A 20,597-nucleotide genomic window follows, 5' to 3' on the forward strand; every position below is an offset into this window, starting at 1 on the left:
CGCATGCGCCGCGTCGTTATCACTGGTCTGGGCATTGTTTCGTGCCTGGGCAATGACAAAGAGACCGTCTCCGCTAACCTGCGTGCAAGTCGCCCTGGCATCCGTTTCAACCCGGAATATGCCGAAATGGGTCTGCGTAGCCAGGTTTCCGGCTCCATCGACCTGCCCCTCGAAGAGCTGATTGATCGCAAGATCTATCGCTTCGTCGGCCACGCAGCCGCCTACGCCTACCTGGCCATGAGGGACGCAATCACCGATTCCGGCCTGAGCGAAGACCAGGTGTCCAACGTGCGTACTGGCCTGATCGCCGGTTCCGGTGGCGCGTCGACCTTGAACCAGATGGAAGCGCTGGACATCCTGCGCGAGAAAGGCGTCAAGCGTGTTGGCCCGTACCGCGTCACGCGGACCATGGGTAGCACCGTTTCCGCCTGCCTGGCCACGCCGTTCAAGATCAAGGGCGTGAACTACTCGATCTCCTCTGCTTGCGCCACCAGTGCTCACTGCATCGGTACTGCTGTAGAGCAGATCCAGCTGGGCAAGCAAGACATCGTGTTTGCCGGTGGCGGTGAAGAAGAACATTGGAGCCAGTCGTTCCTGTTCGACGCCATGGGCGCCTTGTCGACCCAGTACAACGAAACCCCGGAAAAAGCCTCGCGTGCCTACGACGCCAAGCGTGACGGTTTCGTCATCGCCGGCGGTGGCGGCATGGTGGTGGTCGAGGAGCTGGAACACGCCCTGGCCCGTGGTGCGAAGATCTACGCGGAAATCGTCGGCTACGGCGCGACGTCCGACGGCTACGACATGGTTGCGCCAAGCGGCGAAGGCGCCATCCGCTGCATGCAGATGGCCATGGCTACCGTAGATACCCCGATCGACTACCTGAACACCCACGGTACTTCGACTCCGGTCGGCGACTCCAAGGAAATGGAAGGTGTACGTGCGGTATTCGGCGACAAGGCACCGGCGATCAGCTCTACCAAGAGCCTGTCGGGTCACTCCCTGGGCGCCGCTGGCGTTCACGAAGCGATCTACTGCCTGCTGATGATGGAAGGCAACTTCATGGCAGGTTCTGCCAACATCGAGGAACTGGATCCGGAAGTGGCTGACATGCCGATCCTGACCAAGACCCGTGAAGATGCGACCATCAACACCGTGATGAGCAACAGCTTCGGCTTTGGTGGCACTAACGCTACCCTGGTGCTGAAACGCTGGCAGGGTAAGTAAGGCCCCGCAGCTTGATCGCCTGAAAACGCCCCGACTGGTTCGGGGCGTTTTTTTTTGCGTTTCTGAAATGGCGTTTATATCCGTTATTTGGGTGATGGCTTAGATGGGTTCCGCCCTTACGGCGGGTCACTTTTGAAAGGAGCCCAAAAGTAACCAAAAGGCTCTTGCCCCACCACTCGGCACCTCGCTTAGGCTCGGTGTGCCCTCACTCCGGCATTACTCCGCGGGCCGCCGCGACGGCCCGTCCCTGGCCCGTCGCGGCTAAACCGGCGTCCTGCCGGTTTACCCGCTCCGTAATACCTGCGTTCGGCCAGCGTGGTTGACGGGGCGCCTAAGATCAAGATCACAAGCAGATCAAGAACACAGCGGCCTACAGGCCGGCTTGAGTGTTAAAAGCCAGATCAAAAGCTAAAGCAGGCACGGTTCCAATGTAGGAGCTGGCTTGCCTGCGATGGCATCACTTCGGCGCATCTGAAAAACCGAGTTGCCTGCATCGCCGGCAAGCCAGCTCCTACAGCTTTTGCTCTGGCTTTTAACACTCAGGTCGGCTTTCAGGCCGCCGTGCCCTTGATCTTGCTTGTGATCTTGATCTAACTGCCCCATTCAGCCCGAGGCCGAACGCAGGGATTGAGGAGCGGGTAAACCGGCAGGACGCCGGTTTAGCCGCGACGGGCCAGGGACGGGCCGTCGCGGCGGCCCGCGGAGCAATGCCGGAGTGAGGGAACACCGAGCCTAGGCGAGGTGCCGACAGGCGGGGCAGAGCGTTTTGGTTACTTTTGCGCTTTTCAAAAGTGACCCGCTGTAAGAGCGGAACCATAAGCGGCCGTTACCTAAATAACGGATATACACCCCACTCCCCAAAAACACAGGCCTAAACCGAAAACCTAGCCACCATGGTGTTCAGATCCACAGCCAACCGCGACAATTCCTGACTCGCCGCACTGGTCTGATTCGCCCCCGCCGACGTCTGCTGCGCCAAATCGCGGATATTCATCAAATTGCGATCCACCTCCCGCGCCACCGCCGCCTGCTCCTCCGAGGCACTGGCAATCACCAGGTTGCGCTCATTGATCAGGGTAAACGCCGAAGCAATCGCCTCCAGCGCCGTCCCCGCCGACTTGGCGATATCCAACGTCGAACGCGCCCGAGTAGTGCTCTGCTGCATAGAGTGCACCGCCTGATCAGTCCCCTGCTGAATCCCACTAATCATCTGCTCGATTTCCTGGGTCGACTGCTGCGTACGATGCGCCAAGGCCCGCACTTCGTCCGCCACCACCGCAAACCCGCGCCCGGCATCCCCGGCCCGCGCCGCTTCGATCGCGGCATTCAACGCCAGCAAATTGGTCTGCTCGGCGATCGAGCGAATCACATCCAACACCTTGCTGATGCCATACACCTTCTGCGCCAAGTCCTCCACCTGCGTCGCATTGGCCGTCACATCATCCGCCAGGGACTCAATCGACAACACTGTCTGATGCACCTGCTCACGACCCTGCTGGGCGATACGATCAGACTCCACGGACGCCTGCGAAGTGGCCACCGCATTGCTCGCCACCTCCTCCACCGCCGCCGTCATCTGATTCACCGCAGTGGCCGCCTGCTCGATTTCCTGGCTCTGCTGATGCAACCCACGGGTCGCATCTTCCGTCACGCAACTGAGCTCTTCGGAAGCCGACGCCAACTGGCTCGACGAATCGGAAATACGCCGAATGGTTTCCCGCAGGCTCTCCTGCATGCTCTTCAGCGCCTGCTGCAAACGCGCCGGCTCATCCTTGCCGCTGACGACAATCACGCCAGTCAGATCGCCACTGGCCACGCCCTGGGCGACTTTCAACGATTGGGACAGCGGCAGCACGATACTGCGGGTCAGCAGTAACGCCAGGCCAATGGTGATCAGCGCCGTCAGCACAACCATGCCTACCACCCAACTGCGCGATTGCGCGAACACGCTTTGCGCCAGACTCGCCGCCTGATTGGCACTGACCTTGTTCAACGTGACCAGCTCTCGCAGGGTGCCGGCCAACTCGTCGGCAAGTTGGTTCATCTCGCCGTTGACCACCTTGATCGCATCTTCCAGTTGATTGGCTTGGGAAAACGCCATCACTTGTTCCTGGCGCTGCAGGTAGCGTTGCTCCTCGGTTTTAAAGCGATCAAACAGCACGCGTTCTTCGGGCAGTACGATCAAGCCTTCGTAAAGTGCCTGAGCCTGGTGCAGGCCGGCTTTGAGCTGGGTAATTTTCTGTTCGTTCTGCGTGATCGCCTGCGGGTCGCGGTTCAACAGCAGCCGCAATGTCAGGGCCCGTACCCGCAGCAAGTCCTGATTCATCTCGCCGACCGCCATCACGCTGGGCAGCCAGTTGTTTTCCACCTGGTCCGAATGCTGGCGCATATTGCCCATCTGCAACAAGGCAAACCCGCCCAGGGCAAACACCATCAGCGCCAGCAAACCAAACCCCAGGCCGGCGCGAGGGGCGATATTCAGACTTCTGATATTCATGCTCGGAATCCTTCCATAAGCGCTGCATCCACCTGCAGCGGGCTCTTGAAAGGTATCGGCGAAGGACGGGGTTTGCGTAAGACGAAAATGCGATATCAAAACGCCTTATCATCGCCCCGTCTGCGCTGTAGCGATTCAGCGAAGCCCTTCACCTGGCTTTGGGCAAAATCGCCAGGAAATTGTCCCGTGCGACCTTTTTCGCCACGTCGTCAGGCAACGCATCGAGGAATGGATCAAAGCTGCGCATTTCCTCACCGAGCTTGTTGAAGCGTCCTACCACATCTGAGCCAAGCATGAAGCGGTCCGGGAAGCGCTCTACCAGCTTTACCCACTCAGCACGGGGCTTTCCCGCCTCATCCAGCAAGTAAGGCGTGAGCACGCTCCAGGACAGGTCGACGTACAGGTTCGGGTAAGCCTCCAGCATGCGTGCCAGGGTCGGCAGCAAAAAATCCATTTGCGTCTGGTGCCTGTGAATTTCCATGCTGCTGCCCGCATGGGCCCAGATAAACCGGGTATGCGGATGATTGCGCAGCGGCTCTTCCATTTCGGCCAGGTACAACGGGTTTTTCTCACGCTTGGAGGTGATATTGGAATGCACCATCACCGGCAGATCATTCTCAGCCGCCAGGTGATAGATGCGAGTCATCGCCTCGTTATTGGCCCTTGGGGTATCGCCGGAGGTCAGCGCGGTCAGGTCGTCGTGACGGGTGAACACTTCACCGATGCCCTGCCATAGCCCGGGGTTGAGGTCGAGCATGCGCTGGATATGGGATGCGGCGTTTTTATCGTTGGGGTTGAAACCGCTGAGGAACGGGTGAAACCGCTGGCGTTGCTCGGGGGTCAGTTTATTCACCGCATCGGCGACGAACACATCGGTGGCGCTGTACCAATAGGCGTCGGCGTCATCCCCGGCGTAATAGCGCGGGCGCTTGGGCTCGTCTTCGTGCCATTTCTTGGCCACCGGAATGCCGGAAATCATCACATGCTCGATGCGATTATCGGCCATGGCCTTGAGCAACTTGTCCATGCCCGCCGACTCCTGGAAGAAGTCGACGTAATGCAGATGCGCATCGCTATAGGCATAGTCGCGGGCCTGCACCGCAAGGCTTGCGGCGGCCAGCAACAGGGCAATACTCAGGCGGGTCCGGTGCACGGGAAAGTCTCAAGCAAGGGCGAATGAAGGTAGACCTCAGGGCCCGCCTGCCGGTTCAGCGGTAAACAACGGGGAACACCAAGGTGCCAGCATGCTCTATAACTGCATGACCTTCTTCCTGCCACCCTGTGAGGTTTGCCATGCCTGTTACCGTGAACACGTTGAACGCCGAAAACTTTCGCCACAGCGTCAACATCAATAACCACGAGCTGTTTACCGACCTGCCCAAGAGCCTGGGCGGCGACGACTCCGCGCCCTCCCCCCATGATTACTTCGATGCCGCGCTGGCGTCGTGCAAGGCCCTGACCGTCAAGCTCTATGCACAGAAAAAAGACATTCCGCTGACCGGCGTGACCGTGGAGGTCACCCATGACAGCACCGAAGAGCAAAAGGGCAAGTACACGCTCAACGTCAAACTCACCCTCAAGGGCGTACTCACCGATGAGCAACGCGATGAGCTGCACCGCGTGGCGGATCGCTGCCCGGTGCACAAGCTGATGACCACGACCGAAGTCACCATCGAGACCACGCTCTCCGAAGGCGCCTTCAGCCAATAGCGGCAACCTCCTATCGAGCGGGTTATGCTCAGTGGCATCTAACCCGCTCAGACTGGGACGTACCATGACCACAACGACCGTGATCCGCCCGCGCGCCGAAGATGTCGAAGGGCAACCGATCCTGCGCCCGCTGCCTTCCCGGCAATGCCGTAGCGTCGGGCCTTTCGTGTTTTTCGACCATATGCTGCAAACCCGGTATGCCCCGGGCACCGGCATGAATATTCGCCAGCACCCGCATATCGGTCTCTCCACCCTGACCTACCTGTTTGAAGGCGAACTCCTGCACAAGGACAGCCTTGGATCCGACCAAGTGGTCAAGGCCGGGGATGTCAGCTGGATGACGGCCGGCAGCGCCATTGCCCACGTTGAACGCAGCCCCGAAGCACTCAAGGCCAGTGGTTTCAGCTTGCATGGGTTGCAAGTGTGGCTGGCCTCTCCCATAGAGCATGAGCAAGGGCCAGGGCATTACAGCCATCACCCCGCCGCCAGCCTGCCGGTGAGTGACACCCTCGGCGTGCAGATTCGTCTGATTGCCGGCAGCGGCTTTTGCCTGGAGTCGCCAGTGCCGGTACTGTCGCCCACGCTGTATGCCGAGGTGCGAATGCAGACGGCCACCACATTGCTGATCCCGAATGAGCATGAAGAACGGGCGGTGTATGTGCTGGAGGGTGAGGCGCAGTTGGACGGCGAGGCGCTGGAGCTGCACAGCCTGGTGGTATTGCCGGCAGGCGAAAGCATGGCGCTGTTTGCCGAGACCGATTGCCACTTGGTGGTGTTTGGTGGCGCGGCGCTGGATGGGCCACGGCGGATTAACTGGAACTTTGTCGCGAGTGATCCGGCGTTGATCGAGCAGGCTCGGCAGCGTTGGGCGGCCGGGGATTGGCCGGTGGTGCCGGGGGAAAGTGAGCGGATTGAGTTGCCACGGTAAGGCTCGAGAGATTTATCTCTGATTAGATAGCAATCGCCGGCAAGCCAGCTCCTACAGTAGGAATGCGTTCCAACTGTAGGAGCTGGCTTGCCGGCGATGGGGTCGGTCGGTTAACCGAGCTATCAGCCCTTGAACACTTCATCCAGCAAGTTATGCATCGACTGGAAGGCCCGTGCAGCGGTCTTCGCGTCATACATCATCTTGCCTGGCACATTCGCGTGCGGGTCGGTAAACGAGTGCACCGCACCGCCGTAGCTCAGCAACTGCCAATCCACACCGGCTGCATTCATTTCGTCTTCAAAAGCCGGCAGTTGCTCTTTCGGCACCAGCGGGTCGGAGGCGCCATGCAAGACCAGCACTGAACCCTGGATGTTTTTCGCATCGGCCGGGTTCGGTGTGTCGAGGCTGCCGTGGAACGAAACGGCGGCTTTCAACGGCGCACCGGTACGCGCCAGCTCCAGGGAGCAGCAACCACCGAAGCAGAAACCGAAGGTTGCCAGCTTCGAGGTATCCACCGCCGCTTCAGTCTGGGTTTTGAGGTGATCAAGCGCGACCTGCATGCGCTTGTTCAGCAGCACCCGGTCATTCTTCAACGGAATCATCGCCGCGCCCGCTTCGTCACCATTGGAGGGGCGAACAGTCTGCCCGTACAGGTCGGCAAGCAGCACCACGTAGCCCTTGCTGGCCACGCTTTTGGCGATCTCTTCAGCGCCGGCACTGACACCCATCCAGTTCGGCGCCATCAACAACCCTGGCAGCGGGCCCTTATGACTGGCATCAAATGCCAGGCGGCTTTCATAAGACTGGCCATCAATCTGATAGACCACGGAACGCACGGTGATTTGGATCATCATTTACTCCAGGTGAACGGCTCTAGAACGAAAAAACCCGCCGAAGCGGGTTTTTCTACAACGGTGTTAAACCGACAGTTCAACCAACAGCTTGTTCAGTCGGCGCACATAAGCGGCCGGGTCTTTCAGGCTGTCGCCGGCAGCCAGGGCTGCCTGGTCGAAGAGGATGTGCGACAGGTCGCCAAACCGCTCTTCGCTCTGCTCGCCGTCGAGCTTCTCGATCAGCGGGTGAGCCGGGTTGAACTCGAAGATCGGCTTGGAATCCGGAACCTTCTGACCGCTGGCTTCCAGAATCTGACGCATCTGCATGCCCAGGTCCTGCTCGCCGATGGCCAGAATCGCCGGGGAGTCGGTCAGGCGGTGGGAAACCCGCACTTCGCTGACGGCATCGCCCAGGGCTGTCTTGATTCGCTCAACCAGGCCCTCTTTGGACTTGGCCACTTCTTCAGCAGCTTTCTTGTCTTCTTCGGAATCCAGGTTGCCCAGGTCCAGGTCGCCACGGGCCACGTCAACAAAGCTCTTGCCGTCGAAGTCGCTGAGGTAGCTCATCAGCCACTCGTCGATCCGGTCGGTCAGCAGCAGCACTTCGATGCCTTTCTTGCGGAAGACTTCCAGGTGCGGGCTGTTCTTGACTTGGGCGTAGGTTTCGCCGGTCAGGTAGTAGATCTTGTCCTGGCCTTCCTTGGCGCGAGCCAGGTAGTCGGCCAGGGACACGTTCTGCTCGCCGTCGTCACCCAGGGTGGATGCGAAACGCAGCAGGCCGGCGATTTTTTCCTTGTTGGCGAAATCTTCTGCCGGGCCTTCTTTCATGACCTGGCCGAAGTTTTTCCAGAAGCCCTTGTATTGCTCAGGCTCGTTCTTCGCCAGTTTTTCCAGCATGTCGAGCACACGCTTGGTCAGCGCCGACTTCATGGAGTCGATGATCGGGTCTTTTTGCAGGATTTCCCGCGACACGTTCAGCGACAGGTCGTTGGAGTCGACCACGCCCTTGATAAAGCGCAGGTACAACGGCAGGAACGATTCCGCCTGGTCCATCACGAACACGCGCTGCACGTACAGCTTCAGGCCTTTCGGCGCTTCACGCTGGTACAAGTCGAACGGAGCACGGGCCGGTACGTAGAGCAAGGAGCTGTATTCCAGCTTGCCTTCGACCTTGTTGTGGCTCCAGCTCAACGGGTTTTCGTAGTCGTGCGCGATGTGCTTGTAGAACTCCTGGTATTCCTCGTCTTTGACTTCGGTACGAGGACGGGTCCACAGGGCGCTGGCACGGTTGACCACTTCCCATTCCTGGGCTGGCGCTTCTTCGCCTTCGGCGGCCGCTTGTTCTTTCGGCAACTCGATCGGCAACGCGATGTGGTCGGAGTACTTCTTGATAATGTTGCGCAGACGCCAGCCATCAGCGAACTCGTCTTCACTCGACTTCAAGTGCAGGACGATGCGCGTACCACGATCAGCCTTGTCGACAGTGGCGATTTCAAACTCGCCCTCGCCTTTGGAAGACCAGTGCACGCCTTCGCTGGCGGCAAGGCCGGCGCGGCGGCTGAACACTTCAACCTGGTCGGCAACGATGAAAGCTGAGTAAAAGCCGACGCCGAACTGGCCGATCAGGTGCGAATCTTTCTTCTGGTCGCCCGACAGGTTTTTCATGAAGTCAGCGGTGCCGGATTTGGCGATGGTCCCCAGATGGGTGATCGCATCGTCACGGCTCATGCCGATACCGTTGTCTTCGAGGGTGACGGTTTTCGCGTCTTTGTCGAAGCTCACACGGATTTTCAGTTCCGCGCCGCCTTCCAGCAACTCAGGCTTGGACAGGGCTTCGAAACGTAATTTGTCGACAGCGTCAGAGGCGTTCGAGATCAATTCGCGAAGGAAAATTTCCTTGTTGGAATACAGCGAATGGATCATGAGGTGCAGCAGTTGCTTCACCTCGGTCTGGAAGCCCAGGGTTTCCTTTTGAGTTTCCACACTCATGGTCATCAAACTCCAATTGGATGGCAGTGGCCGCGCCCTTGAGGGTTGGCGGCGGGTTGTCATCAAAGTTGGGGGCTAAGACCAGGATTTCAAGGGCGAGCAGGTTCCTCAATCTTGAAATGTGCACGGGCGGTGGCAATCGGTTCGGCCTGGGTACTTTGCCACGCGGTAATCGCCACATTGGCCACCCGTCGGCCCTGTCGCCACACCTGGCATTTGGCGTAGGTGTCGCGAAACTGGCCTGCACGCAGGTAATCCAGGGAGAAGTCGATGATTTTCGGCACGCCCGGAGAACCCGTGAATACGAGCAAATGCAACGCTGCAGAGAGCTCCATAAAGCCTGCAATCACTCCGCCGTGGATCGCCGGCAATATCGGGTTACCAATGTTGTCCTTGTTGGCCGGCATGCGGAACAGCAATTCATCCCCCAGCCGCGTGCACTCGATGCCGATCAGCTTGGCGTAGGGAATCAGGTTGAGCAGCGCCTCATAGTTGCCGCGCTCATGGGCTTGCTGCAGGCGGGTCTTGAACTGATGCGTCATGCCTGTTCTCCCTTGATCGTATTGCCCAGGCCCTGGCTGCCCTTGAGGCGCTTGCCCATGCGCATGAATGTGCCCACCACATGGGCAATCGGCTGCTGCGGGTCATCCTGGTAGGCGAAACCGCGGGTGAAGATCACGTCGGTGGTCACCCGGTAGCACTGGGCGAAACCGAACACCGGCTTGTGGGGTTCGGCCGGGTGCATGTAGTCGACCCGCAGGTCCAGGGTCGGGCAGACCTCGAACTCCGGCAGCACACACAGGGTGGCCATGCCGCAAGCGGTGTCCATCAACGACGTGAGTGCACCGCCGTGAATCACCCCGGTCTGCGGGTCACCGACGATATGCGGACCATAAGGCAGCACCAGGGTCATGCCCTCTTCACTGGCAGCGTGCACTTCAATACCCAGTACCTGACAGTGGCGCAGGGCTGAAACGAAGCGCGTGGCACGCGCTAATAGCGGATTTTCGGTCATTCGTTAAAGACTCTTATTAGTGTGAGCCCGGCAGAGTAGACAGCCGGGGTGAAAGTTCCCTGTGAGAAATGCCTTATATATCTGTGAGATTTAAGGAACTAAGCGTTGGGCATAGGCTCGAAAGGCCAGTAGATATCTTCAATAAGGAGAAACACCCCATGCGTAAGACTTTAGCTATTTCCTTGATGTTGGCCGCTGCCCTCGGCCTCGCTGCCTGCGATAAAAAATCCGAGGACAAAGCTCAGGACGCCAACCAACATGCTGAACAAGCTCAAGAAAAAATGAGCGAAGCTCAGGATAAAGTGAACGACGCTGCAAAAGAAAACGCTGAAGCTGCCAAAGCCCAGCAGGAATCGAACAACGCAGCCGCGAAAGAAGCAGCACCTGCAACCGGTTCTTGAGTCTGACGACTTGAATACCGTGGCTTGAATAAGCCTTGCAGCAAAAGAAAGCCCGCTATCTAAGCGGGCTTTACTTTGTCCGGTGGTTTTAACCAGGCCGTGCAGCTCGAAAGTTCGAACCAAACATCAGCACAAGTTGATGGCTACACCTTCAGGCAATCGCCTCACTGCGCTTGCCCAGTACGCGGTCAACCACTACCGCGACTACCAGCGTCATCACCGAAGGCACCAGCCATGCCAGGCCCTGCTCGCTCAGCGGCAAGTGAGCCAGTTGCGATGGCATCCAGTCCGCCAGGCCGGCGCCCTTCAGCGCGTCGATGCAGCCGAAGATGAACGACACCAGCATTACGGGGCCAACGATGCGGCCTTGCTCCTGCCAGAAATCCTTACAGAAGCTCAGGGCCACCAGCACGATGCACGGCGGGTAGATCGCCGTCAGCACCGGGATCGAGAACGCGATCAGCTTGGTCAGGCCCAGGTTGGACACAAACAGCGAGAACACCGCCAGGATCACCACCAGCGTCTTATAGGACAGCGGCAGCACACGGCTGAAGTACTCGGCGCAGGCGCAGGTCAGGCCTACGGCGGTCACCAGGCATGCCAGGGAAATCAGCACGGCGAGGAAGCCGCTGCCCAGGGAGCCGAAGGTGTGCTGGACGTATGCGTGCAACACGGCGGCGCCGTTGGCCGCACCGGCGGCCACTTCATGGCTGCCCGAACCCAGACGGAACAGGCTGATGTACACCAGCGCCAGGCCCACGCCGGCAATCAGCCCGGCGATGATCGCGTAGCGGGTGATCAGCTTCGGCGACTCGACGCCACGGGAGCGGATCGCGTTGACGATCACAATGCCAAACACCAGGGCGCCAAGGGTATCCATGGTCAGGTAACCATTGATAAAGCCCTGGGAGAACGGTGCAGCCACGTACTCAGGGGTGGCGACGCCCACATCCCCGGCCGGCAAGGCAAAGGCAGCAATGCCCAATACGGCCAGGGCGATGATCTTCAACGGTGCCAGGAAACGACCGACGGTATCCAGCAGGCGGCCCGGGTACAGGGAGATGAAGAACACCAGCAGGAAGTACACCGAGCTGTAGAGGAACAGCGCCAGCGGGCTTTCGCCGGTCAGCGGCGCCAGGCCCACTTCAAAGGACACGGTCGCGGTACGCGGGGTGGCGAACAACGGGCCGACTGCCAGGTAAGCAGCCGCTGCCAGCAAGCCACCGGCGATCTTGCCGATCGGGCTGCTCAACGCGTCCATGCCGCCACCGACCTTGGCCAGGGCGATGACAGTGACCACCGGCAAACCGACCGCGGTGATCAGGAAGCCCAGCGCCGCCATCCAGACATGAGGCCCGGACTGCAAACCGACGATAGGCGGGAAGATGATGTTGCCGGCGCCCACGAACAGGGCAAACGTCATAAAGCCCAGCGCCAGGATGTCCTGGCTTTTCAACACTTTCATTTGAGGAAATACCACACTACTGAATCGGAATTTAGAGAGGGCTTCCCTATGGATGAGGGAAATACTGCCGGTCCTGATGGAGACCGACGGGTCTAGCGCGGGGCTTCCTTTTGGGATGCGCACGCATAAAGAGGCGGCTAGCCTAACGAACTTGCCGGCAAAACGCACTGTTGCGGGGCGAACTGTCCGATAAGCGACATTTTTATGTCGCGTTTTTATATCTAAATTTTGAAATGCGATCGAATGTAGGAGCTGGCTTGCCTGCGATGGCATCACCTCAGTGCGTCCGAAACACCGAGTAGCCTGCATCGCAGGCAAGCCAGCTCCCACAGTTGGTCGGCGTCATTCCATCCAACCGATGAGTAATCCCCAGAATGCACAAAGGCCACCCGAAGGTGGCCTTTGTGTGGTGAAGCGTCAGTTAAGCGCGAGGCTTACTTGACAGCCCAACCAGTCAGCTCGGCCAAAGCCTTGCCGATGTCTGCCAGCGAACGCACGGTTTTAACGCCTGCGTCTTCCAGGGCAGCAAACTTCTCGTCTGCAGTACCCTTGCCACCAGAGATGATTGCGCCAGCATGGCCCATGCGCTTGCCAGCAGGGGCAGTCACACCAGCGATGTAGGAAACAACCGGCTTGGTCACGTGTGCCTTGATGTAGGCAGCCGCTTCTTCTTCAGCCGAACCGCCGATCTCGCCGATCATCACGATCGCCTCGGTCTTCGGGTCTTCCTGGAACAGTTTCAGGATGTCGATGAAGTTCGAACCCGGGATCGGGTCACCACCGATGCCGACGCAAGTCGACTGACCGAAACCGGCGTCAGTAGTCTGCTTGACAGCTTCGTAGGTCAGGGTGCCGGAACGGGAAACGATACCGACCTTGCCTGGCAAGTGAATGTGACCTGGCATGATGCCGATCTTGCATTCGCCTGGAGTGATCACGCCTGGGCAGTTAGGGCCGATCAGGACTACGCCCAGCTCGTCGCACTTAACTTTAGCGTCCAGCATGTCCAGGGTAGGAATGCCTTCGGTGATGCAAACGATCAGCTTGATGCCGCCGAATGCCGCTTCCAGGATGGAGTCCTTGCAGAAAGGAGCAGGAACGTAGATCACGCTGGCGGTAGCGCCAGTGGTAGCTACAGCTTCTTTCACAGTGTTGAACACTGGCAGGCCCAGGTGCTCGGTGCCGCCTTTACCAGGCGTAACGCCACCGACCATCTTGGTGCCGTATTCGATGGCTTGCTGGGTGTGGAAACTACCTTGCGAACCGGTAATACCCTGGCAGATAACCTTGGTGTCTTTATTGATCAGGACGCTCATTATTTGCCCTCCGCAGCTTTGACAACTTGTTGAGCAGCGTCGGTCAGGCTGGTAGCAGCGATGATGTTCAAACCGCTTTCTGCCAGTACTTTAGCGCCCAGTTCAGCGTTGTTACCTTCAAGGCGAACAACAACCGGGATTTTAACGCCGACTTCTTTCACTGCACCGATGATGCCTTCGGCAATCATGTCGCAACGAACGATGCCGCCGAAGATGTTGACCAATACTGCAGCGACGTTGGAGTCGGACAGGATGATCTTGAACGCTTCGGTAACGCGTTCTTTGGTGGCACCGCCGCCTACGTCGAGGAAGTTGGCTGGTTTGCCGCCATGCAGGTTGACGATGTCCATGGTACCCATGGCCAGGCCAGCACCGTTGACCATGCAACCGATGTTACCTTCCAGGGCTACGTAGTTCAGTTCGAACTTGGCAGCGTGCGCTTCGCGCGGATCGTCTTGCGACGGATCGTGGAAAGTCTTCAGCTTAGGCTGACGGTACATGGCGTTGGCGTCGATGTTGATCTTGGCGTCGAGGCAATGCAGATCGCCGTCAGCCTTGATCACCAGCGGGTTCACTTCCAGCAGGGCCAGATCGTGATCCTGGAACAGTTTGGCCAGACCTACAAAGATCTTGGCGAACTGGGCAACTTGCTTGCCTTCCAGACCCAACTGGAATGCCAGCTCGCGACCCTGGAATGGCTGCGCGCCAACCAGTGGATCGATAGTGGCTTTCAGAATTTTTTCTGGGGTTTCTTCGGCGATCTTCTCAATGTCCACGCCACCTTCGGTGGAGGCCATGAACACGATGCGACGGCTCGAACGGTCAACGACAGCGCCCAGGTACAGCTCTTTATCGATATCAGTGCACGATTCAACCAGGATCTTGGTGACTGGCTGGCCATTGGCATCAGTCTGGTAAGTCACCAGACGCTTGCCCAGCCACTGCTGAGCGAAGGCTTTGGCGTCTTCTTTGCTGCGAACCAGCTTAACGCCGCCCGCTTTACCGCGACCACCAGCGTGGACCTGGGCTTTGACAACCCACTCGGTGCCGCCGATTTTGTCGCAAGCTTCTGCTGCTGCTTCCGGGGTGTCTACTGCGTAACCCTTGGATACTGGCAGGCCGTACTCAGCGAACAGCTGCTTACCCTGATACTCGTGAAGATTCATGCTTATTACCGTCTTCGTTAGGTACTGCGCATTCGGCGCTGCGCTCTTTATTGAGTGCCGCGCCACCTGTGACTGCTGCTTGCACAGTCAAACCACCAAAGGCCTGAACCCTGGGTGGTGAAACTGCGCAAGACTGCGTCCAGCGGATATTCCGCGGTGAGTCTTGCGCACAAGGCTCACGACGGGCAACCGCCGTGGTTTCTTATTATCTCGCTTAACGCTTCTTCTTGTTGGCGATGTGAATGGCGCCGCCATTCACTGCCAACGCGGCTTCGTGCAGCGCTTCAGACAGGGTCGGATGGGAGAAAACCATCATGCCGATGTCTTCGGCGCTGGTGCCGAATTCCATACCGATTGCGCCTTGCTGAACCAGTTCTGCAGCGCTCGGGCCAATCACATGCACGCCCAATACGCGGTCAGTCTTGGCATCAGCGATGACTTTGACAAAACCACCGGTGTCGTTGGCTGCCATGGCACGGCCAGAAGCGGCAAACGGGAAGGTGCCGACGTTAACTTCAACGCCTTCAGCTTTCAACTGCTGTTCGTTCTTGCCGACCCATGCAATTTCCGGGTGGGTATAGATAACAGACGGGATCAGGTCGTAGTTCATCTGGGTCTTGTGACCCTTGATGCGCTCGACAACCATGATGCCTTCTTCAGAAGCCTTGTGCGCCAGCATCATGCCGCGAACCACGTCGCCAATGGCGTAGACGCCCGGCACGGTGGTAGCGCAGTGATCGTCAACGTGGATGAAACCACGCTCGTCGATGTTCACGCCGCTGTCGGAAGCCAGCAGATCAGCGGTCACTGGACGGCGACCAACGGCAACGATCAGCTTGTCGAAAGTGATGGTCTGCTCGCCTTCCTTGTCGGTGTAGGTCACGACGACTTCGTCGCCGTTAACCTTGGAACCGGTAACACGAGCGCCCAGCTTGATGTCCAGACCTTGTTTGGTCAGGGTTTTCAACGCTTCCTTGGACACAGCGGTGTCGGCAGCCAGCAGGAACGTGTCCAGGGCTTCCAGCACGGTCACTTCGGAACCCAGGCGGGACCAGACCGAACCCAGCTCCAGGCCGATCACGCCAGCGCCGATTACACCCAGACGTTTTGGAACCGATTGGAATTCCAGCGCGCCGGTCGAATCAACGATCACGTTCTGGTCAACGGGAGCCGGTGGAATGTCGATTGGACGCGAACCTGGCGCCAGGATCACGTTCTCGGCTTCGATGACTTCTACCGAACCGTCAGGCTTGGTGATTTCAATTTTCTTGCCGGCCAGCAGTTTGCCGTGGCCTTGCAGGGAAGTAACGCCGTTGGCCTTGAACAGGGTAGCAACGCCGGAAGTCAGGCCTTTAACGATGTTGGCCTTGCGGCCGACCATTGCTGGCACGTCCATGGTCACGCCAGCGTGGTTGATGCCGTGGATGGCAAAACCGCTTTGCGCTTCGTGGAATTTCCAGGAGCTGTCCAGCAGCGCCTTGGAAGGAATGCAACCCACGTTCAGGCAAGTACCGCCCAACGCCAGTTTGCCTTCCTTGTCGGTGTATTTTTCGATGCAAGCAGTCGAGAGGCCCAGTTGTGCGGCCTTGATAGCGGCAACATAGCCGCCAGGGCCAGCACCAATCACTACAACGTCAAATTTCTGCGACATGAAAAAAAATCCTCTTTAGCTAAAAGCTTCAAGCCGTGAGCCGCACTTCGGCCTGCCTTGCGGCAGACCGGGTGGTGCGGCTCACCGCCGCTTTATCAGATATCCAGCAGCAGACGAGCCGGGTCTTCCAGCAGGTTCTTGATGGTCACCAGGAAAGTCACGGCTTCTTTACCATCGATCAGGCGGTGATCGTACGACAGCGCCAGGTACATCATCGGGCGGATAACCACTTGGCCGTTGATCGCCATAGGACGCTGCAGAATGTTGTGCATGCCCAGGATCGCAGCTTGTGGCGGGTTGACGATCGGGGTCGACATCATCGAACCGAAAGTACCACCGTTAGTGATGGTGAAGGTACCACCGGTCATCTCGTCGATGGTCAGTTTGCCGTCACGGGCTTTCTTGCCGAAGTTGGCGATGCCGCCTTCGATTTCAGCCAGGCTCATCAGTTCGGCGTTACGCAGAACCGGTACCACCAGGCCACGGTCGCTGGACACGGCAACGCCGACGTCAGCGTAGCCGTGGTAAACGATGTCGCTGCCGTCGATGGAAGCGTTGACTGCCGGGAAGCGTTTCAGCGCTTCGGTGGCCGCTTTCACGAAGAACGACATGAAGCCCAGGCGCACGCCGTTGTGGGACTTCTCGAACAGGTCCTTGTACTTCGAACGCAGCGCCATGACTTCAGTCATGTCGACTTCGTTGAACGTGGTCAGCATCGCCATGTTCGACTGCGCTTCAACCAGGCGCTTGGCCACGGTGGCACGAACGCGGGTCATCGGTACGCGCTTCTCGGTGCGGTCGCCAGCGGCGAACACAGGAGCAGCGGCAGCCGGGGCAGCAGCCTTGGCAGGTGCGGCAGCCGGGGCGTTTTTCTTGGCTTCAACGGCGGCAACCACGTCTTCCTTGGTCACACGGCCGTCTTTGCCGGTGCCTTTGATGGAAGCCAGGTTGATGCCGTTTTCTTCAGCCAGCTGACGCGCAGCCGGTGCAGCGATTGGGTCTTCGCCGCCAGCAGCCGGCGCAGCAGCTGGAGCTGCGGCAGCAGCAGCCGGTGCAGCAGCCGCAGGAGCAGCGGCAGCAGCGCTGCCCTCTTCGATCGAGCCCAGTACCTGGTTCGACAGGACGGTAGCGCCTTCTTCGGCAACGATTGCGCCCAGCACGCCGTCAGCTTCAGCCAACACTTCGAGCACGACCTTGTCGGTTTCGATGTCGACGATCAGGTCGTCACGCTTGACGGCCTCGCCTGGTTTCTTGTGCCAGGTGGCAACGGTGCCATCGGCAACCGATTCCGGGAATGACGGGGCTTTGATTTCGATAGCCATTATCTGTGGGTCCTTAAAATTCGGTTTCAGTCAGCACGAAGGCGTTAAACAGTGAAAGCATCTTGCAGCAGTTTTTCCTGCTGCTCGGCGTGCATCGACGCATAACCACACGCAGGTGCAGCAGAAGCATCACGACCGGCGTACTCCAGGCCCAGGGCCTGTTTGTGGTTGCCGATGCTGCGACGCAGATGATGCTGGCTGCTGTACCACGCGCCCTGGTTCATCGGTTCTTCCTGACACCACACCACGTTGGTGAGGTTGGTGTAAGGCGCGATGGCCTCCATCAGGTCGTCTTCCGGGAACGGGTAAAGCTGCTCGATCCGCACGATGGCGATGTCTTCACGGCCCTCGCTACGGCGTTTTTCCAGCAAGTCGTAGTAGACCTTGCCGCTGCACAGCACCAGGCGGGTGACCTTGGCTGCGTCCAGCGTGTCGATTTCTGGAATAACGGTCTGGAACGAACCGTCGGCCAGATCTTCCAGGGTCGAGATGGCCAATTTATGACGCAACAGCGATTTCGGGGTCAGCACTACCAGCGGCTTGCGCAGCGGGCGGATCACCTGGCGACGCAGCAAATGGTAGATCTGGGCCGGGGTAGTCGGCACGCACACCTGGATGTTGTGCTCGGCGCACAATTGCAGGTAACGCTCCAGACGGGCCGAGGAGTGCTCCGGACCCTGGCCTTCATAACCGTGTGGCAACAGCATGGTCAGACCGCACAGACGGCCCCACTTGTGCTCGCCGCTGGTAATGAACTGGTCGATAACCACTTGGGCACCGTTGGCAAAGTCGCCGAACTGGGCTTCCCAGATCACCAGCGCCTGAGGCGTGGTGGTCGAGTAACCGTATTCGAACGCCAGTACGGCTTCTTCGGACAGGAACGAATCGTACAGGTCGAAACGTGGCTGCCCTTCGTACAGGTTCTGCAACGGGATGTAGGTGCCCGCGTCTTTCTGGTTGTGCAACACCGCGTGACGGTGCGAGAACGTACCGCGGCCGATGTCCTGGCCGGTCATGCGGATCGGGTGACCTTCGAACGCCAGGGTCGCGTACGCCATGGTTTCAGCGTAACCCCAGTTGATCGGCAGGCCGCCGGCTTGCATCTTCTGACGATCTTCGTAGATCTTCGCAACCTGGCGCTGTACGACGAAACCGTCTGGAATTTCCAGCAGCTTGGCCGACAGTTCCTGCAGGGTTTTCAGATCGAACGAGGTGTCGTGACGCGCAGTCCAGGCGTGGCCCAGGTACGGGCGCCAGTCAACGAACAGCTCTTTGTTCGGCTCTTTAACCAGGCTTTTCACTACGTGCAGGCCGTTGTCCAGCGCGTTGCGGTATTCATCGATCTTCGCCTGAACACGTGCATCGTCCACCACACCGGCCTTGGTCAGGCTTTCGGCGTACAGCTCACGGGTGGTGCGCTGCTTGGTGATTTGCTGGTACATCAACGGTTGGGTGCCGCTAGGCTCATCCGCTTCGTTGTGACCGCGACGACGGTAGCAGACCAGGTCGATGACCACGTCACGCTTGAACTGCATGCGGTAATCAATGGCCAACTGGGTCACGAACAACACGGCTTCCGGATCATCACCATTCACATGGAGAATCGGCGCCTGGATCATCTTGGCAACGTCGGTCGCGTACTCGGTAGAGCGCGCGTCCAGCGGGTTGCTGATGGTGAAACCCACCTGGTTGTTGATGACGATGTGAACGGTACCGCCCGTCTTGAAGCCGCGAGTCTGCGACATCTGGAACGTTTCCAAGACCACGCCCTGACCGGCGAATGCCGCGTCACCGTGGATGGAAATCGGCAGGACCTTCTCACCGGTTGCATCGTTACGACGATCCTGGCGCGCACGTACCGACCCCTCGACCACTGGAGAAACGATTTCCAGGTGGGATGGGTTGAACGCCATGGCCAGGTGAACTTCACCGCCGGTGGTCATTACGTTGGACGAGAAGCCCTGGTGGTATTTAACGTCACCGGAACCCAGCTCGACCTTCTTCTTGCCCTCGAACTCGTCGAACAGCTCGCGCGGGTTCTTGCCGAAGGTGTTGACCAGCACGTTCAAACGGCCACGGTGGGCCATGCCGATCACGATTTCCTTGGTGCCGTAGGAACCGGAACGCTGGATCAGCTCGTCGAGCATCGGGATCAGGCTTTCGCCGCCTTCCAGGCCGAAACGCTTGGTGCCCGGGTATTTGGTGCCCAGGTATTTTTCCAGGCCTTCCGCTGCGGTGACGCGCTCGAGCAAATGGCTCTTGACGTCTGCAGACAGCACCGGGCGCCCACGCACGCCTTCAAGACGGTGCTGGAACCAGTGGCGCTGCTCGGAATCGGTGATGTGCGTAAATTCAGCGCCGATGGTGCGGCAATATGTCTGCTGCAACGCTTCGTGAATTTCGCGTAGGCTCGCTTCCTCTTTGCCGATGAACAGGTCGCCGGCACGGAAGGTCGTATCAAGATCGGCATTGGTCAAGCCGTAATGATTGATCGACAGGTCTGCAGGTGCAGGACGCTGCCACAGCCCCAGCGGGTCAAGCTGGGCTGCCTGGTGGCCACGCATACGGTAGGCCTGGATCAGTCGCAGTACTTCAACTTGCTTCTTCTCGTGCTCACTGCTCACGCTCCCGGCGGAAACCGGTTGGGCGCGGCGCTGGTTCTTTGCCAGCAGCACGAACTGATCGCGAATTGTTGCGTGCGATACATCGGTGGCAGCGTTGCCGTCTGAAGACAACGTCTGAAATTTGGTGCGCCATTCTTCTGGCACAGCGTTAGGGTCGTGCAGGTAGAGCTCATAAAGCTCTTCCACATAGGCAGCGTTACCACCTGAAAGATAGCCGCTGTTCCACATGCGCTGCATCACGCTTTCTTGCATGCTTGGTCACCCTCGATTTGGGGACACCACCGGCGAAAACACCGAGTTTGCTTGCAAAAGGCCAAGTGCAGCGACCAAAACAAGCCACTTAGGATCACGCTGATAGTTCGGGTACCAACCCGAATGCCCCTGCTTGTCTCATTTCTTCAAAATAAGAGCCGCGGCTTTGTAAGTCGCTGCTCAAGTTAAAACTACGGCGCCGGT

General features: G+C 58.7%; 16 protein-coding genes. 4 read left to right on the forward strand and 12 right to left on the reverse strand.

Annotated features, from left to right (window positions below; genetic code table 11):
• Positions 1 to 3 precede the first annotated feature (3 nt).
• Entirely contained in the window at positions 4 to 1,224 is a 1,221-nt protein-coding gene (fabB, locus tag RGV33_RS23700) for a beta-ketoacyl-ACP synthase I (protein WP_322146453.1), read from the forward strand.
• A gap of 871 nt (positions 1,225 to 2,095) precedes the next feature.
• Here fabB and RGV33_RS23705 read toward each other — a convergent pair.
• Together RGV33_RS23705 and RGV33_RS23710 are read right to left on the reverse strand one after the other, a co-directional pair.
• Positions 2,096 to 3,721, reverse strand: a complete 1,626-nt coding sequence (locus RGV33_RS23705) for a methyl-accepting chemotaxis protein (protein WP_322146455.1) — start codon at positions 3,719 to 3,721, stop codon at positions 2,096 to 2,098.
• A 148-nt stretch (positions 3,722 to 3,869) separates the two neighbouring features.
• A complete protein-coding gene (locus RGV33_RS23710) occupies positions 3,870 to 4,874 on the reverse strand; it encodes an amidohydrolase family protein (RefSeq protein ID WP_322146457.1) in 1,005 nt (334 codons plus the stop codon).
• Between the two features lie 140 nt (positions 4,875 to 5,014).
• On the opposite strand from RGV33_RS23710, the gene RGV33_RS23715 reads away from it, so the two are divergent.
• Positions 5,015 to 5,431, forward strand: coding sequence for an OsmC family protein (locus RGV33_RS23715; RefSeq protein WP_322146459.1), 417 nt, complete (start codon positions 5,015 to 5,017; stop codon positions 5,429 to 5,431).
• A gap of 64 nt (positions 5,432 to 5,495) precedes the next feature.
• Complete coding sequence (locus tag RGV33_RS23720; protein ID WP_322146461.1) at positions 5,496 to 6,359, forward strand: pirin family protein; 864 nt, start codon at positions 5,496 to 5,498, stop codon at positions 6,357 to 6,359.
• Between the two features lie 122 nt (positions 6,360 to 6,481).
• Here RGV33_RS23720 and RGV33_RS23725 read toward each other — a convergent pair whose 3' ends face one another.
• The 4 genes from RGV33_RS23725 to RGV33_RS23740 form a co-directional block, all read right to left on the reverse strand.
• Positions 6,482 to 7,210, reverse strand: coding sequence for a dienelactone hydrolase family protein (locus tag RGV33_RS23725; RefSeq protein ID WP_322146463.1), 729 nt, complete (start codon positions 7,208 to 7,210; stop codon positions 6,482 to 6,484).
• Between the two features lie 66 nt (positions 7,211 to 7,276).
• Complete coding sequence (gene htpG / locus RGV33_RS23730; RefSeq protein ID WP_322146465.1) at positions 7,277 to 9,181, reverse strand: molecular chaperone HtpG; 1,905 nt, start codon at positions 9,179 to 9,181, stop codon at positions 7,277 to 7,279.
• Positions 9,182 to 9,270: 89 nt separating this feature from the next.
• A complete protein-coding gene (locus RGV33_RS23735; protein ID WP_322146467.1) occupies positions 9,271 to 9,723 on the reverse strand; it encodes a PaaI family thioesterase in 453 nt (150 codons plus the stop codon).
• Complete coding sequence (locus tag RGV33_RS23740) at positions 9,720 to 10,196, reverse strand: PaaI family thioesterase (protein ID WP_322146469.1); 477 nt, start codon at positions 10,194 to 10,196, stop codon at positions 9,720 to 9,722. Before RGV33_RS23740 ends, RGV33_RS23735 begins: the two co-directional genes overlap by 4 nt.
• Before the next feature lie 158 nt (positions 10,197 to 10,354).
• Between RGV33_RS23740 and RGV33_RS23745 the strand changes: the two genes are divergently transcribed.
• Entirely contained in the window at positions 10,355 to 10,597 is a 243-nt protein-coding gene (locus tag RGV33_RS23745; protein ID WP_010166269.1) for a hypothetical protein, read from the forward strand.
• Positions 10,598 to 10,748: 151 nt separating this feature from the next.
• Here RGV33_RS23745 and brnQ read toward each other — a convergent pair whose 3' ends face one another.
• From brnQ to RGV33_RS23775, 6 genes are all read right to left on the reverse strand, one after another.
• Positions 10,749 to 12,062 carry a branched-chain amino acid transport system II carrier protein gene (brnQ, locus tag RGV33_RS23750; protein WP_322146472.1) on the reverse strand — a complete coding sequence of 438 codons (1,314 nt, stop codon included), beginning with the start codon at positions 12,060 to 12,062 and terminating at the stop codon, positions 10,749 to 10,751.
• A 434-nt stretch (positions 12,063 to 12,496) separates the two neighbouring features.
• Positions 12,497 to 13,378: a succinate--CoA ligase subunit alpha gene (gene sucD, locus RGV33_RS23755; protein WP_076015228.1), complete on the reverse strand. Its 882-nt coding sequence runs from the start codon at positions 13,376 to 13,378 to the stop codon at positions 12,497 to 12,499.
• On the reverse strand, positions 13,378 to 14,544 hold the full coding sequence (sucC, locus tag RGV33_RS23760) for an ADP-forming succinate--CoA ligase subunit beta (RefSeq protein ID WP_322146474.1): 1,167 nt from the start codon (positions 14,542 to 14,544) through the stop codon (positions 13,378 to 13,380). The genes sucD and sucC overlap by 1 nt, the downstream gene beginning before the upstream one ends.
• 214 nt (positions 14,545 to 14,758) lie before the next feature.
• Positions 14,759 to 16,195: a dihydrolipoyl dehydrogenase gene (gene lpdA, locus RGV33_RS23765; protein WP_322146476.1), complete on the reverse strand. Its 1,437-nt coding sequence runs from the start codon at positions 16,193 to 16,195 to the stop codon at positions 14,759 to 14,761.
• A 95-nt stretch (positions 16,196 to 16,290) separates the two neighbouring features.
• Entirely contained in the window at positions 16,291 to 17,517 is a 1,227-nt protein-coding gene (gene odhB, locus RGV33_RS23770; protein WP_322146478.1) for a 2-oxoglutarate dehydrogenase complex dihydrolipoyllysine-residue succinyltransferase, read from the reverse strand.
• 44 nt (positions 17,518 to 17,561) lie between these two features.
• Complete coding sequence (locus RGV33_RS23775; protein ID WP_322146480.1) at positions 17,562 to 20,393, reverse strand: 2-oxoglutarate dehydrogenase E1 component; 2,832 nt, start codon at positions 20,391 to 20,393, stop codon at positions 17,562 to 17,564.
• Positions 20,394 to 20,597: the final 204 nt, after the last annotated feature.

This window comes from Pseudomonas sp. Bout1 (assembly GCF_034314165.1).
GTDB lineage: Bacteria > Pseudomonadota > Gammaproteobacteria > Pseudomonadales > Pseudomonadaceae > Aquipseudomonas.

Bases quoted from the DNA above. Each gene is read 5' to 3' on its own strand.
- fabB (WP_322146453.1), top strand. From the start codon at position 4: ATGCGCCGCGTCGTTATCACTGGTCTGGGCATTGTTTCGTGCCTGGGC.
- RGV33_RS23705 (WP_322146455.1), bottom strand. From the start codon at position 3,721: ATGAATATCAGAAGTCTGAATATCGCCCCTCGCGCCGGCCTGGGGTTT.
- RGV33_RS23715 (WP_322146459.1), top strand. From the start codon at position 5,015: ATGCCTGTTACCGTGAACACGTTGAACGCCGAAAACTTTCGCCACAGC.
- RGV33_RS23720 (WP_322146461.1), top strand. From the start codon at position 5,496: ATGACCACAACGACCGTGATCCGCCCGCGCGCCGAAGATGTCGAAGGG.
- RGV33_RS23725 (WP_322146463.1), bottom strand. From the start codon at position 7,210: ATGATCCAAATCACCGTGCGTTCCGTGGTCTATCAGATTGATGGCCAG.
- htpG (WP_322146465.1), bottom strand. From the start codon at position 9,181: ATGAGTGTGGAAACTCAAAAGGAAACCCTGGGCTTCCAGACCGAGGTG.
- RGV33_RS23735 (WP_322146467.1), bottom strand. From the start codon at position 9,723: ATGACGCATCAGTTCAAGACCCGCCTGCAGCAAGCCCATGAGCGCGGC.
- RGV33_RS23740 (WP_322146469.1), bottom strand. From the start codon at position 10,196: ATGACCGAAAATCCGCTATTAGCGCGTGCCACGCGCTTCGTTTCAGCC.
- RGV33_RS23745 (WP_010166269.1), top strand. From the start codon at position 10,355: ATGCGTAAGACTTTAGCTATTTCCTTGATGTTGGCCGCTGCCCTCGGC.
- brnQ (WP_322146472.1), bottom strand. From the start codon at position 12,062: ATGAAAGTGTTGAAAAGCCAGGACATCCTGGCGCTGGGCTTTATGACG.
- sucD (WP_076015228.1), bottom strand. From the start codon at position 13,378: ATGAGCGTCCTGATCAATAAAGACACCAAGGTTATCTGCCAGGGTATT.
- sucC (WP_322146474.1), bottom strand. From the start codon at position 14,544: ATGAATCTTCACGAGTATCAGGGTAAGCAGCTGTTCGCTGAGTACGGC.
- lpdA (WP_322146476.1), bottom strand. From the start codon at position 16,195: ATGTCGCAGAAATTTGACGTTGTAGTGATTGGTGCTGGCCCTGGCGGC.
- odhB (WP_322146478.1), bottom strand. From the start codon at position 17,517: ATGGCTATCGAAATCAAAGCCCCGTCATTCCCGGAATCGGTTGCCGAT.
- RGV33_RS23775 (WP_322146480.1), bottom strand. From the start codon at position 20,393: ATGCAAGAAAGCGTGATGCAGCGCATGTGGAACAGCGGCTATCTTTCA.